This window comes from Nonomuraea sp. MTCD27 (genome assembly GCF_041950495.1).
In the GTDB taxonomy this organism is placed as follows: Bacteria; Actinomycetota; Actinomycetes; order Streptosporangiales; family Streptosporangiaceae; genus Nonomuraea.
Map to the genome: position 1 here is coordinate 38,750 of NZ_JBGNUW010000010.1, position 13,473 is coordinate 52,222.

Sequence of the window (13,473 nt, forward strand, 5' to 3'; positions counted from 1 at the left end):
CACGGAGAGTTCTTATGGATCCTCTGCAGATGCCGGTGCCCGGTGAACGCACGTCCGAGACAATCCGCCGGTTCAGGGACGAGAGCGGGCCGGTCGTGCCCATCGAGCTCCCGGGCAAGGTCAACGCCTGGTTGGTGACCTCGTACGAGACGGTGAACGAGGTGCTCACCAACGACGGGACGCTCTACAGCAAGAACCCCCTGAACTTCCCCGCGCTGCACGACGGCACCATCCCGCCCGACTGGCCGATCCGCCAGGTCATCCAGGGCGACCACCTCCTGACCAAGGACGGCGCGGACCACCGCCGCCTGCGCGGCCTCATCAACCGGGCCTTCACACCCGCCCGCGTGGCGGCCATGGCCCCGCGCATCCAGGAGATCACCGACGAGCTGCTCGACCGGCTGGCGGACGAGGGCGACGTGGTGGACCTCGTGCGGCACTTCAGCGAGCCGCTGCCCATCGCGGTGATCTGCGAGCTGTTCGGCGTGCCCGAGGACGAGCGGTACCGGATCCGCGAATGGACCAACGTGCTGCTGTCGAACGTCAGCACCCCGGAGGAGGCCGCCACGGCCGCGGGGGAACTGCTCGGGTACCTGGGCGGGTTCATCGGGCGCAGGCGCGCCGAACCGGGCGACGACCTCACCACCGGGCTCATCCGGGCGCAGGAGGACGACGGCGACCGGCTGTCCGACGAGGAGATGTTGTGGATCCTGTGGCTGGTGCTGATCGCCGGCCACGAGACGACCGTGCACCTGATCGCCAACACGGTCGTCGCCCTGTGCGCCGATCCCGCGCAGCTCGCGGTCGCGCAGAAGGAGAACGCCTGGGACCAGGTGGTCGAGGAGGCGTTGCGCAGCCGCAACTCGGTGGTCGGCGTCCTGTTCCGCTATCCGATCGAGGACGTGCGGGTGGCCGGGACGACGATCCAGGCCGGACAGCCGATCATGGTCGGGCTCAGCGGGGCGGGCACGGACCCGGCCAGGTTCGGCGGGGACGCCGAGCGGTTCGACATCTCGCGCGAGCCGGACGGGCACCTCGGCTTCGGCCGTGGCCCGCACTTCTGCCTGGGCGCGCCGCTGGCCAGGCTCGAGATGCGGATCGCGCTGTCGTCGTTGTTCGGCCGGTTCCCCGGGCTGCGGCTGGCGCTCAGCGAGGGCCAGGTTCCTTACACCTCGTCGTTCATCACGGAGGGGCCGACGGAGCTGCCGGTGGTGCTCCGGAGCTGACCGGTGAGGTGGTGCTGGACGACCGGCGCCAGGCTGGCGACGGCGCTCTCCGTGTCGAGCGAGGCCAGGGGCTCGATGCGGAGCACGTAGCGGGCCGTCGCCACGCCGAACAGGTAGGCGCCCGTGAGGGCGGCGCGCAACTCGGGCTCGTCCGCCTGCACGGCGCGGGCCAGGGGCAACATCACCGCGTCCGTCATGAACGACGTGACCATGGCGGACGCGCTGGGCGAAGCGGTGGCGGCCCTGATCACCGCCAGCATCCTGGGGCCGGTGCGCGGGTCCTCCCACAGCTCCAGGTAGCGGCGGGCGAGGCGGGCCCCGAGCTCGGACAGCTCGCCCTGGCCGGCGAGCTCGGCCAGGTCGCCGACGGGCGGGTCGGCGCGCAGCGCGGCATCGAACAGCCCGTCCTTGCTGCCGAAGAACTGCAGCACCAGTGCGGGATCGACGCCCGCGGCCCGCGCCACCCCGCGGATCGTGGTGCCGGTGTAGCCGTTTTCAGCGAAGCTCTCCTGGGCGGCCTGCAGGATCTCGGCACGCGTACGCGTCGCGCCCGGCCGGCGGCCTCCTGCCCGTTTCGGTTGCTCGGTCACGGATCCAGACTAACTCATCGGTGTTGAGTTTTGCCGTTTTCTCGGCTACCGTTTAACTCAACACCGATGAGATAAGGAGCACGGCCATGGAGTACCTGCTCATCAGGCAGCGGTTCGCCGACTACGACACGTGGCGGGAGGCGTTCGACGGATTGGCGAGCGTCAGGGAGGCCGCGGGGATGCGCACCGTCCTGGTCACCGTCGACGCAGAGCGGCCCGAGGAGGCCGTGGTGCTGTTCGAGTGCGCGGACGCGCAGGCGATGCGGCGGCATTTCGCCTCCGACGCGCTCAAGGAGGCGCACCGGCGGGCCGGGGTGGTGCCCGGGAGCAACCAGGCCACCGTGCTGATCCCCCGGTGAGCCCTCAGCTCGCTCCCTGATCGACCGTCTCCACCAGCCGGGCGACGAGGGGGTTCGCGTCGTCCGCGCGCCAGGCCACGGCCACGCTCGTGCGTACGCCGGTCGGCGCCACCCGGCGGAAGGCGACCCCCTTGAGCCGGATCCGCCTGATGCTCGCGGGCGCCAGCGAGACGCCGAGACCCGCCTCGACCAGCGCGCACACGGTCTGCCACTCGACCGCGTGCTGCGCGATCTCCGGCGTGAACCCGGCCGCCTCGCACATCCCGACGATCCGGTCGTGCAGCCGGGGCCCGTGGGCGCGCGGCAGCAGCACGAAAGGCGAGCCGGCCAGCCGGGCGATCTGCACCGTACGCCCCGCCGCCAGCGGGTGGCCGGCGGGCAGCACGGCCACGAACGGCTCGCTCAGCACGGTCGCGAACCCCAGCCCCGGCTCGTCGTCCGGCGGCTCCCGCAGCAGGCCGACGTCGATCCGCCGGTCGTGCAGGGCGGCGAGCTGCGGTGCCGTGGTCATCTCGTGGATCTCGATGCGCACACCGGGAAAGCGCTCCCGGTAGGTGTTCAGCAGGCCGGGCAGGATCGTGAGCGCCAGCGAGGCGGCGAACCCGAGCCGGATCCGGCCCGCCCGGCCGCTGCCCGCCGCGCGGGCCGCCGCCAGCCCGCCCTCCAGCTCGGCGAGCGCCCGGCGGGCGGCGGGCAGCAGCTCCCGGCCCGCCGGGGTGAGCTCGACCCGGCCCGGCGCGCGGCTGAACAGCGCGTGCCCGACCTTGCTCTCGAGGCGGCGGATCTGCTGGCTCAGCGGCGGTTGCGCGATGCCCAGGCGGTCGGCGGCGTGGCCGAAGTGCAGCTCCTCGGCGAGCACGACGAAGGCGTGCAGTTGCGGGAGGGGGAGTTCCGGGCGGTCCATACCTTTAGAGATATCAGTTCATGGTTCGGGCGCTATTAGACGTATCTGTGCTGGTCATCGTAGCCTTCGGCGCATGACAGAGCGACGCGCGATCCTCAGCGGCTCCACGTTCGAGGAGCAGATCGGATACGCCCGGGCCGTGGTGGACGGCGACTGGGTGCACGTCTCGGGGACGACCGGCTTCGACTACTCGACGATGACGATCTCCGACGACGTGGTGGAGCAGGCCGCGCAGTGCCTGCGCAACATCGGCTCGGCCCTGGCGGAGGCCGGGTGCGGCTTCGGCGACGTCGTACGCGTGCGCTACCTCCTGCCGGACCGCGCCGACTTCGAACCCTGCTGGCCCGTCCTGCGGGAATGCTTCGGCGAGGTGCGGCCGGCCGCGACCATGCTCATGTGCGGCCTCGCCGATCCGCGGATGAAGATCGAGATCGAGGTGTACGCGCGCCGATCCGCCGCCTGAGACCCGCGGCTGCGATCCTCTTGTGCGTCAGTGGCGTACGAGGCGGCCCACGCGATCCTGCGCCACGACGACGACAGGACGGCGCTGTGGGAGCTCGACCAGCGCCTGCGCCGGGGCCGCCTGCCCGAACCCCTGTGACCGTGGTCAGGCAGGGCTGCCCCTCGCGGGCCCGGCCCCGGACGCGCTGCACGTGCTCATGCGGGACCCCTTCGACGGAGACGGCGGCGATGGCAGTGGCCGGCGTGCCAGGCCGGTCCGACGAAGTGCGTCCAGGCATCTCGCGGGCTGGAGGTCAGTCGCCCGCAAGGTCGTGGAGCAGGTCGGTGACGCCGAGGGAGTCCAGGAGCGCGCCGGCGGGGACGGTGTACGGCGCGGAGAACGCGCAGGTGGTGGGGTGGGCGACCAGCGCGTCCAGGAGTTGTGGCACGCCGAGTGTCCCCAGCAGCGTCGCCGGGCTGGGCGGGGCCGCCGACGGGCCGGTGGACGGGGCGCAGGCGGCCCGGTGCCTGATGATGAGCGCGTCCGTGAGCTTCGCGACGGAGGAGGCGTCGAGCACGGAGGTGGACCGCACCACCGTGCCGGGGGACGCCGTGATCCGGATGCAGTCCAGCGCCTTGCCGACGAGGTCTTCCAGCATCATGCGCGCCGGCGAGACGTGGGAAACATCGGCCGCATCGGCGGCCGAGAGGCCGGTTGTGGACGGGCTGGACGCGGATGGGCTCGGGGTGGCCGGGCTTGGGGAGGCCGGGGCGGGCGTGATGGGGCTCGGGGTGGCGGGGGTGGGCGTGACGGGGCCGGAGGTGATCGACGGCGACAGGCTGGGGGCGGGCGACGGGGCCGGGCTCGGGGCGGCGTACCGGCCCGCGGCCGAGTACGGAGCCGGGAAACCCGGCACGGACGGCTGGCTCAGCGGCGGCGAGAAGAACCTCTCGAGGGAGGTGCCGGCGACGAGCGAGTCCATGAGTCCCCTGATGTCGTCGGCGGTGACGGTCCCCGCCACCCGCGGAGGCGGCGACACGTAGATGCTGATGCCGTCGTAGTTCCTGCACGGCGCGGTGTCGGCCGCGGTCTCGGTCTCCGCGTTCGCGACCCCGGCGCCGGCCAGCAGGACGGCGGTGGTCGCGGTGAATGCGGCAACGGCATGCCTGTACATGATTGATGCTCCCCAAGGGTGATGATCAGGTTATCGCTGCGATCAGTACCCTTAGTAGTGGTTCAATTACTTCATAGTTGGATCTAGCCCTCTTTACTGGTAGGCGCCATGCTGCAGGGAAAGTCCTTTCTGGGCATGCTCATCGCCGCGCTGATACTGCTCACGGCCTGCTCCGACGACCCGCCCACGAACCCGGGGCTGCGCGCCGAGTTGCTCCGGATGCTGGAGCTCGATCAGAAGGTCAGGACGCTGGACGCGTCCCAGGAGGACTGGGACCGGGTGGAGAAGGCCAACACCGACCGCATGCGCCAGATCCTCGGCGCGCACGGCTGGCCCGGGTACGCCATGGTCGGCAGGGACGGCGCGCACGCCGCCTGGGCGCTCGTCCAGCACGCCGACCGCGACCTGGACCTGCAGCGGCGGGGTCTGGAGCTGATGCGGCGGGCCGTGGACAAGGACGACGCCGACCCCTCCGACCTGGCCTTCCTCGTGGACCGGGTGCGCGTGGCGGAGGGGAGGCCGCAGGTGTACGGCACGCAGTGGGAGACCGGCCCCGAGGGGCAGTGGCGGCCGCGTACCCCCATCGAGGACCAGGCGAAAGTGGACGAACGACGCGCGGACGCCGGCCTGAAGCCGCTGCGGGAGTATCTCGAGGAGCTCAAGTCGGCCCAGTGACTCCAGCTAATATTGAAGCGCTGTTACATTGCTGGAGAGGAGCCCCCTTGCGTCCCCCGATCGAACCCTACGAGCACGGCATGCTCGACACCGGTGAGGGCAACCTCATCTACTGGGAGGTCTGCGGAAATCCGGACGGCAAGCCCGCGCTCATCGTGCACGGCGGACCCGGATCGGGGTGCTCGGTCAACGCGCGCCGCACCTTCGACCCCGAGCGGTTCCGTACCGTCCTGTTCGACCAGCGCAACTGCGGCCGCAGCCGCCCGCACGCCGCCGACCCCGCCACCGACCTGACCAACAACACCACCCACCACCTGATCGCCGACATGGAGCGGTTGCGGGAGCACCTCGGCATCGACAAGTGGCTGCTGTACGGCGGGTCGTGGGGGTCGACGCTGATCCTGGCCTACGCCGAGACCCATCCCGAGCGGGTGACGGAGATCATCATCCCGGCCGTCACGATGACGCGCCGCTCCGAGATCGACTGGCTCTACCGGGGCGTCGGGCGGTTCTTCCCCGAGGAGTGGGAGCGGTTCAGGCAGGGCGTGCCCGAGGCGGACCGCGACGGCGACCTCCTGGCAGCGTACGGGCGGCTGCTGTCCGACCCCGACCAGAAGGTCCGCGAGAAGGCCGCCCGCGACTGGATCACCTGGGAGGACGCGGTGATCTCGCTGGAGGGCAACGGCACGCCCAACGCCTACAGCGACCGTCCCGACGACGCCATCATGGCGATGACCCGGATCTGCGCGCACTACTTCTCCAACGGCGCCTTCCTGGAGGAGGGCGTGCTGCTGCGCGAGGCGGGACGGCTGGCCGGCATCCCCGGCAGGCTGGTCCACGGCCGCCTCGACATGGGCGGCCCGCTGAAGACGGCGTGGGAGCTGGCCCAGGCCTGGCCGGACGCCGAGCTGGTCGTGGTGGAGGACTCCGGGCACACCGGCAGCCAGACGTTCGTGCAGGCCATCAGGTCGGCCGTCGCCGAGTTCGCCGACCGGTGAGGGATGAACCCGCGGCTCGCGATCATCGGGGGTCTGGACGGTGCCCCTGGTGACCATCGCTCGCCGTCGGTCGATGCCGTACGGGGGCGAGCCGCGGGTTCGCAGGCCGGCGGGCGGACAGGGCGCGGCGAGGCGCCGCCGGCGGCATCGCCATGCCTTGTCCGCTCGCTGACCTGCCGTAACAGTACTTCGCCGGCCATTCGGACACCACCTATTTAGCCTTTGCGGCCGCCGGTGCGCCGGCGCGAGGGGCGCTCGGGCGGGAGCACCTCGACCGACGTCTTGCGGATGTGGTCGTAGACCAGCGACGTGCGCACGTCGGCGATGTTGCGGTGCCGCGCGACGTGGTCGAGCACGAAGTCGCGCAGGTGGCTCGCGTCGCGCACGCCCACCTGGATGATGAAGTCGTCCCCGCCCGACACGACGAAGACGGCCAGCGTCTCCGGCAGGGCGGCGACGTAGTCGCGGAAGCCCTCGACGGCCTCGCGGATCTTGGGGTGCAGGCGCACGTTGATCAGCGCCTGCACGGGACGGCCGATCGCGTCGAGGTCGACCTCGGCGTGGAAGCCCTCGATCACGCCGGCCGACCGCAGCGAGCGCACCCGTTCGAGGCAGGTCGAGGGTGCGATGCCGAGGTGCTCGGCCAGCTCGCGGTTGGTCTGGCGGCCGTCGCGCTGCAGCTCGGCGAGGATGGCCGTATCAAGTTCGTCCATGTACGTATCTTCTCGCAGGTCTCCGAATTTTCTTCGGAATCGGCGCTTTCGTTTTGTAGGAATGACGGGAACGGTGTGAACCTTCAGGGTGAACTTCGGAGAAGGGACCCTTGCATGAGCGTGCTCGACGAGCTCGAACGCCGTACCGATCTGCCCACCAAGGAGCTCGCGGTCAAATGGGCGATCGTGATCGACAGCGACCTGCCCCGGGGCCTGCAGGCGAACGCCGCCGCCTGCCTGGCCGCGTCCGTCGGGGTCGCCGTCCCGGCCATCGTCGGGTCGGGCGGAGTGGACGCCTCCGGGCTCGCGCACGCCGGGCTGCCGTGGACGGGCTGCACGGTGCTGGGCGCCCCGGCCGCGATCGTCGCGCGGATCAGGAGCGAAGCCGCCGCCGAGCCCGACCTGATGGTCTCCGACATGGCCACCATCGCCCAGCGCGCCAACGTCTATGACGACTACCTGGCCGAGCTCGCGCGTACGGAGGAGCCGTCCTACTACGCGGTCAGCCTCTTCGGCCCGCGGGCACTGGTCGAGCGGCTCACCGGGAGGCTTCCGCTGCTGCGCTAGCGATCTTCAGCAGCCCGCCGCAAGATCGTGATCTACGGGCCGGTCCTTTGTCGGTCGCAGCCGCTAACGTTCCGCGCATCGCGGCGGCGGAAGCCGTGGCGTTCCACGACCACGAAAGGCGGGCGCTTTGGGTTGGCTGGCTGCGGGCGACGGATATGAGGTCGCCCTCATGGATGGCCGGGTGGCGGCGCGGGCCACCTCCGGCCGCGCGGCGGGGCGGCAGCTCAAGTCGCTGCCCAAGGCCCTGCGCGAGCACCCCGAGGTGGACCGGCTGCGCCGGTTGGCCGAGTGGCTCGACCGGCACGCCGCGGCGTGCGTCGCCCAGGTCGACACCTGGATGGTGTCGTCGCTGCCGGTCCCGACCGGGCTGCTGGCCCGCGTCTGGCAGGACGAGGCGTGGCAGGTGGCGCTGCGCGACCTGGCCGTGGTCGGCGACGACCCGGACGAGGTCGGGTTCCTGCGCGACGCCACCGGCTCCGGCGAGCTGCGGATGGTCAACCTCGACGGTGAGACCGTGCGGCTGTCCCCGGAGACGGTGACGCTGCCGCACCCCGTGCTGCTGCCCGACCTCGACGACCTGCGGGAGTTCGCCGCGGAGCTGGGCCTGACGCAGAAGGTCGAGCAGATCCACCGGGCCATCTGGCGCAAGCCCGCCGAGGTGACCGGGAGGGAGGTGGCGGAGTTCGCCGGCGGCAAATACGCCTCCAGGTTCGGGCTGGCCGCGCGGGCCACTCAGCTGGGCTACCGGGTGTCCGGGGGCTACGCCACGTGCCGGGTGCGCGACGCCGGGCGGTTCGCGGAGGCGGCCGTGTGGATCGGGGAGCCGTACTGGGAGGACGAGGTGCGCACCGGCAACCTCACCTGGCACGACCAGGAGGGCAGGTCGTTGCCGGCGGCCGAGGTCGGGCCGGTCGCGTGGTCCGAGGGGATGCGGATGGCCGCGGCGCTCCACGCCGGGCGACAGGTGGAGGAGAGCCAGTGAGCGAGACGCAGTCACCTGAGGAGTTGCTGAAGGCCGGCGCCGTGCTGCCGCCCGGCACCGAGGGGGCGGGCGACCGGGCGGTGCCGCTGGTGGCCCGCGCCTACCGACATCCCGGGCTGGACGACCGGGTGGTCGTCCGGCTGGTCGCCGAGGAGCTGCGGCCGGCCGAGGACCTGGCGGCAGGGTTCCTCGGCCTGGAGCCCGAAGGGGAGCCCGCCGTCGTCGGGCTCGGCAGCCGGCGCTCGCTCGGCTTCCCCGAGTGGGTGCTCGTACGCCACCCCGAGGACGGCCACCACGCCCTGGCCATCGTGCCCGAGCTCGAACGCGCCGCCAGGCAGGCCAAGTCCAAGCCCAAGACGGCGCTCGACGCCTACCACGCGCTCGCCGGACGGCTCGCCACCTCCGTGCCGCACTTCCTGCCCACCTTCTACGAGCAGGCCGGGCGGGTGTTCATCGGCGTGGAGAACGCCACCTACGCCGGCCAGCTCTTCACCCACGCCCGCAGGGCCGAGGCCCAGCACGGCATCGAGGTCGACGAGGACCGGCTCGACGCCGTGTTCCTGGAGTTCGCGCTGGCCGGGGCGCTGCCGGTCAAGGCGCTGTCCGGATACGCGAAGGACCTGGCCGGGCGGCTGCCCGCCGACGAGGCGCTGCGCCGGTTCAGCCGGCTGTGCCTGCGGCGGACCGCCGGTGGCATGCCGCCCTCGTCGCAGATGGCGCAGGACCTGCGCAAGCTCGCGCGGGCCGCCGGCGCCGACGCCGACGCCGCCGAGCAGGCCTACCTGGCGGAGCTGCTCGTCCTGCCGGCCACCCTGCGGGCGCCCACCGGCTGGTGGCGCTCCCACGCCGCCGCCATCGCGGCGCTGGGCAGGCAGGACGCGTCCGTACGCGCGGCGCTCCTCGACCTCATGCCCGAGTCCAGGGAACGCGAGCTGGCCGGGGTGTGGCTGGGGGTCGTCGAGACGTCCGGCGCCGCCGACGACCTGGTCGCCGGGCGGCTCCGGCCGCGCGACGGCGTCAAGGGCTGGCTGGCGAGGTTCATGGCGGCCCGCAACCACGCCTGGGGGCTGCCGCGTCGCATGCCCGCACTCCACGCGCTCATCGAGCGGCTGGCCCCGCGGCTCCGCGAGGAGGGCGGGCCGCCGGTGGCGGCGCCGTACGAGGTGGATGTGCTCGACCTGCTGCTCGCCCTCGGCGTTCCGGTGGCCGACCCGGAGGAGCGCGCCACGCTGTGGCTCGAGCACTGGGCGCACGGCGAGGAGCGGCGCGACCTGGTCGCCCTGGAGGCCGACGGCCGGTTCCACGCCGCCTTCCGGCGGGCCGCCGACGGCTTCGGCGACAACGACAGCGGCCGGCGGGCCATCCGGCTGCTGGCCGCCTCGCCCGGCGGCCGGCCGATGCTCGCCGAGTGGACGCGCGAGGTCGCGCGGCGGTCGTCGGCCGCCGGGCTGCCCGACCTGCCCGACGCCATGCGCCGGCTGGCCTGGCTGCCCGGCGAGGCGCTCGCCCTGGCCGAGGACGACGTACGTGCGGCGGCCACCGCCGACATCGCGCAGGTGCTCGTCCGCACGCTGCGGGCCGGGCTGATCGACGAGCTGGGCTGGCCGGCCTGGGAGGAGGCGGCCGCGAGCCTCGTCCCCCGCAAGGACGTCGACGACCTGGTGGTCGCCGACGCCTGGCCGCACCTGATCGTCGCCGGTGCCTCCCAGGCGCGCGTGCTCGGCGTCGAGGGCACCGTGCTCACCCACGACCTGCGCGTCCCGGCCGCGGACTCGTGGGGCGATCCCGGCTTCCACTACGTGGACGGCGAGCTGCTCGTCTACTGGCAGTCCCGGCAGCTCGACCGCGGCCTGCGCGGCTACTGGCACACCGCCCCCGACCGGCTCCAGCCGCTGGGAACGGGCTCGCCGCGGGGCACGAGGCTCGACTGGTCCCGCGGCAACGAGCCCGCCACCCTGGCCCTGCCCGGCGGCGGGCGGACGACCGGCCACGGCGTGCTGCACCGGGGCGACACGGCCGTCCCCGACGAGCGCGCGGTGCTCACCGACGGCTCCTCCTACTGGGTGTGGTCGCGGGACGGATCCGACCACGACACCTCCGGCTGGTACGAGTTCGACCCCGCCACCGGGCAGGAAGGGCGCAAAGTCCTGCCCGGCTTCTTCGCCGACGCGCTGAGCACGGCCCCGGCCGGCAGCTCGTTCCGCGGCGGCTGGCTGCTGCCCGCCCCCTCCGACCGGGCCACCCCCATCGGCACGCCGGTGGGCGGGCTGCTCGGCTGGCGGGTGGTGAGCCTGCCCGACGGCTCCAGGCGGGGCGAGGACGCCGCCGGGCTCACGGTCACCGTGCCGCCCGGCTCCGACTCGCCGATCCTGGCCGTGCGGTTCCCCGGCGCCGAGCGCGCGTGCGCCGTCGTACAGGGGAGCTACCGGTTGCTCCTCGTCGATCCCGACGGTGTGGTCACCGCGACGGTCAAGACGGACGCGGCGCCCGGCCCGTTCGGCATGGGGACGATCATCCTGCCGCCCGCTCGTTACTGGAACCACCTGGAGCCCCGCGATCCCGAGGGGTCGGCCGTGCTGCGCCGGATCGACCGGGACACCGCGGCCGCGCTGCTGAAGGCGGCCGAGTCCGACGGCGACGACCTGCCCGCGCAGATCCGCGCGCTGCTGCCCGGGGTGACCCATGACGGGCTGGTGGCGGGCATCGCCGGGATCGCCGGCTTCGCCGCCCGCCAGCAGGAGTCGCTGCGCGAGATCGTGACCAGGCTCGCCGAGACACTGGCCGGCGACCACGGGCCGCAGGAGCCCGCCGGGCCCGAGGACGACGTCATCGAGACGGCGCTGAGCGGGCTGGGCGGCTCCGGCAACCAATACTGGCGGGCTCAGGACGCCGCCGGCGCCGTCCGCCAGATCCGGATCCTCGGCCAGGCGTTGTCGGCCCCGGACACCCTGCCGTCCAGGATGGGCCGGCTGCACCTCGACCTGCCCGAGCTGCCCGGCACCGGGCTGCGCTGGGATCACGCGCTCGACCACCCCGGCGCCGTGGCCTTCCGGGCCGCCTCCTCGACGACCGGCGCCGGCGGCCGGGTCGCGCTGCGCGCGCTCCTCGGCGAGCTGCACGAGCGCGGGCTGCCCGTCTCCGCCGAGCCCGCCCGGTGGCGCCGGATGTCGCTGCGCCTCGCGCAGCGGCACGTGGCCAGGCCCGACGGCAGCTGGCGCAACGGCAGTTGGCTCGGGCTGCTGCCGCTGGACGGCGGGGCGTTCATCGCCTTCGTGAACGTGCTGCACCACGGCACCTCGGCCACCACCTGGACGGCCCTGTTCCACGACCCGGCCGGCGAGTTCCAGGTGCCCGAGCCCTACACCGTCCAGTCCTCCGTTCCCCTCGGCGGGGACCGGCCGGCGGGCTGGGCGCAGGCGTTCCTCGCCGAGCTGGACGAGCGCGGGCCCGCGCCGTGGCGGCCCGAGGCGGCCGCGGAGTTCGCCCGGCTGACCGGCGTCTCCCTGACCACCGCCAAGCTGGTGGTGGCCGGGTTGCCGCGGGTGGACGCGTACGAGCGGGGCTTCCTCACCAAGGAGGAGCGCACGCTGCTCGACGTGAAGCTGGCCGACGCCGCCGTCGCCAAGGGCGAGCTCCAGAAGCTCGACCACCCCGTACGGTGGGCGATCGTCGCGGCCCTGCTGCCCGCCGACCCCGCCAGGCTGTGGACGGACGGGCCCGACGTGGCCGCCGCGGCCGAGGTGTGGAACGCGAAGGTCGGCCCGCAGGTGGCCGTGCCCGAATGGCTGCTCGGGGAGGCGACCCGCGCGCTCAGGACCGGCGGGGACGTCGGCCAGGCGGTGCGCGCCCTCATCGATCCGGCCGCCGCCCCCGAGCTGAGCCGGGACCTGGCCTGGAAGGTCCGCGACGACCGGGTGGAGCAGGCGAAGCAGAAGCACACGGGGTTCACCGCGGCCACGCTCCGCATGATCGTGCCCGCGGCGGCGTGGCTGGCCCACCGGCTGCCGGCGGGCGACCCCATCAGGGCCGCGCTGCCCGCCGGGCTGGCCGCGGTCCGCGAGCGGCTGGCCCACCCCGAGTTGCTGCTCGACCTCGACCGCTACATCGACCTGCCCTCCTTCCGCAAGGTCGCGGGGGCGCCGAGCGAGACCACCGACAAATACGTCCGCTACGGCTGCCTTGTCCTGTCCACCTACGACGACCGGCCCTCGCCGGGCATCAGCGTCGCCCTGTACGACGAGGGCGACCCCTACCTGCGGGCCCTGCTGGGGGCCGAGGCGCCGTTCCCCGCTGAGATCGCCCTGCGCGTGGCGCGCGACCCGCGCTTCGCCGCCCTCCTCACCGACCCCGGTGACCCCGTGTCGGGATCGCGGGACGCCGAGGGCCTGTGGTGGCCGCAGGACCCCACGCGATCCGTGCCCGACCTGGTCGCCGAGGTGGCCGCGACCCACGGGCTGGGCGGGGACGCGGCGGCCGTCTACCTGATGTTGCTGGCGATGCCCGACCCGACCGACCGCAACGTCGCCAGGTGGACCGGGTGGAAGCCCGCCCGGCTCAAGGCCGCCCGCGCCGAGCTGGCCGCGACCGACCTCGTCGTGGCGGCCGGGCGGAGCCGGGCCGGGCGCGGGCTGTTCCTGCCCGGCGCCTGGGCCGAGCTCACCGCTCCCAGCCTGCCCGTGGAGCTGTGGAAGCTCGCCATGTTCCAGCAGTGCCCCGGCGCGCCGCTGGTGCCGATCGAGCCCGCCGCCGCTCTTTACGCCACGGCGTGGCGGCGGGTGCGTGACGGCGACCTGCCCCGGTTCGAGGAGCTCAAGGTCGGACGTGGCGCCCGGCGCCGCTGAAT

Annotated in this window: 12 protein-coding genes; 8 read left to right on the forward strand and 4 right to left on the reverse strand. The window is 73.3% G+C overall.

Features of this window, described 5'->3' with window-relative positions; all coding sequences use genetic code 11:
• The first annotated feature begins 14 nt into the window (after positions 1-14).
• Complete coding sequence (locus tag ACBJ59_RS27995) at positions 15-1,226, forward strand: cytochrome P450 (protein ID WP_375113226.1); 1,212 nt, start codon at positions 15-17, stop codon at positions 1,224-1,226.
• Here the strand turns inward: ACBJ59_RS27995 and ACBJ59_RS28000 are convergent.
• Complete coding sequence (locus ACBJ59_RS28000) at positions 1,166-1,816, reverse strand: TetR/AcrR family transcriptional regulator (RefSeq protein WP_375113227.1); 651 nt, start codon at positions 1,814-1,816, stop codon at positions 1,166-1,168. The genes ACBJ59_RS27995 and ACBJ59_RS28000 overlap by 61 nt on opposite strands.
• Positions 1,817-1,902: 86 nt before the next feature.
• Between ACBJ59_RS28000 and ACBJ59_RS28005 the strand changes: the two genes are divergently transcribed.
• Positions 1,903-2,175: an antibiotic biosynthesis monooxygenase gene (locus tag ACBJ59_RS28005; RefSeq protein ID WP_375113228.1), complete on the forward strand. Its 273-nt coding sequence runs from the start codon at positions 1,903-1,905 to the stop codon at positions 2,173-2,175.
• Positions 2,176-2,179: 4 nt separating this feature from the next.
• Here ACBJ59_RS28005 and ACBJ59_RS28010 read toward each other — a convergent pair whose 3' ends face one another.
• Positions 2,180-3,079: a LysR family transcriptional regulator gene (locus ACBJ59_RS28010; protein ID WP_375113229.1), complete on the reverse strand. Its 900-nt coding sequence runs from the start codon at positions 3,077-3,079 to the stop codon at positions 2,180-2,182.
• A 73-nt stretch (positions 3,080-3,152) separates the two neighbouring features.
• Between ACBJ59_RS28010 and ACBJ59_RS28015 the strand changes: the two genes are divergently transcribed.
• Positions 3,153-3,542 (forward strand): RidA family protein, encoded by a 390-nt coding sequence (locus tag ACBJ59_RS28015; protein WP_375113230.1) that lies wholly within the window; start codon positions 3,153-3,155, stop codon positions 3,540-3,542.
• Between the two features lie 292 nt (positions 3,543-3,834).
• Here the strand turns inward: ACBJ59_RS28015 and ACBJ59_RS28020 are convergent, their stop codons facing one another.
• Entirely contained in the window at positions 3,835-4,695 is an 861-nt protein-coding gene (locus tag ACBJ59_RS28020) for a hypothetical protein (RefSeq protein ID WP_375113231.1), read from the reverse strand.
• Between the two features lie 108 nt (positions 4,696-4,803).
• Here ACBJ59_RS28020 and ACBJ59_RS28025 point away from each other — a divergent pair, with 108 nt between their 5' ends.
• Both ACBJ59_RS28025 and pip read left to right on the forward strand, forming a co-directional pair.
• Entirely contained in the window at positions 4,804-5,370 is a 567-nt protein-coding gene (locus ACBJ59_RS28025) for a DUF6624 domain-containing protein (RefSeq protein WP_375113232.1), read from the forward strand.
• 47 nt (positions 5,371-5,417) lie between these two features.
• Positions 5,418-6,368, forward strand: a complete 951-nt coding sequence (gene pip / locus ACBJ59_RS28030) for a prolyl aminopeptidase (protein WP_375113233.1) — start codon at positions 5,418-5,420, stop codon at positions 6,366-6,368.
• A 215-nt stretch (positions 6,369-6,583) separates the two neighbouring features.
• Here the strand turns inward: pip and ACBJ59_RS28035 are convergent, their stop codons facing one another.
• Positions 6,584-7,081 carry an Lrp/AsnC family transcriptional regulator gene (locus tag ACBJ59_RS28035; protein WP_375113234.1) on the reverse strand — a complete coding sequence of 166 codons (498 nt, stop codon included), beginning with the start codon at positions 7,079-7,081 and terminating at the stop codon, positions 6,584-6,586.
• Between the two features lie 114 nt (positions 7,082-7,195).
• On the opposite strand from ACBJ59_RS28035, the gene ACBJ59_RS28040 reads away from it, so the two are divergent.
• The 3 genes from ACBJ59_RS28040 to ACBJ59_RS28050 all read left to right on the forward strand — a co-directional run bounded on the left by ACBJ59_RS28040 (position 7,196) and on the right by ACBJ59_RS28050 (position 13,471).
• Entirely contained in the window at positions 7,196-7,648 is a 453-nt protein-coding gene (locus tag ACBJ59_RS28040) for a DUF2000 domain-containing protein (protein ID WP_375113235.1), read from the forward strand.
• Positions 7,649-7,775: 127 nt separating this feature from the next.
• Complete coding sequence (locus ACBJ59_RS28045; RefSeq protein WP_375113236.1) at positions 7,776-8,630, forward strand: DUF4132 domain-containing protein; 855 nt, start codon at positions 7,776-7,778, stop codon at positions 8,628-8,630.
• Positions 8,627-13,471: a DNA-binding protein gene (locus ACBJ59_RS28050; protein WP_375113237.1), complete on the forward strand. Its 4,845-nt coding sequence runs from the start codon at positions 8,627-8,629 to the stop codon at positions 13,469-13,471. Before ACBJ59_RS28045 ends, ACBJ59_RS28050 begins: the two co-directional genes overlap by 4 nt.
• Positions 13,472-13,473: the final 2 nt, after the last annotated feature.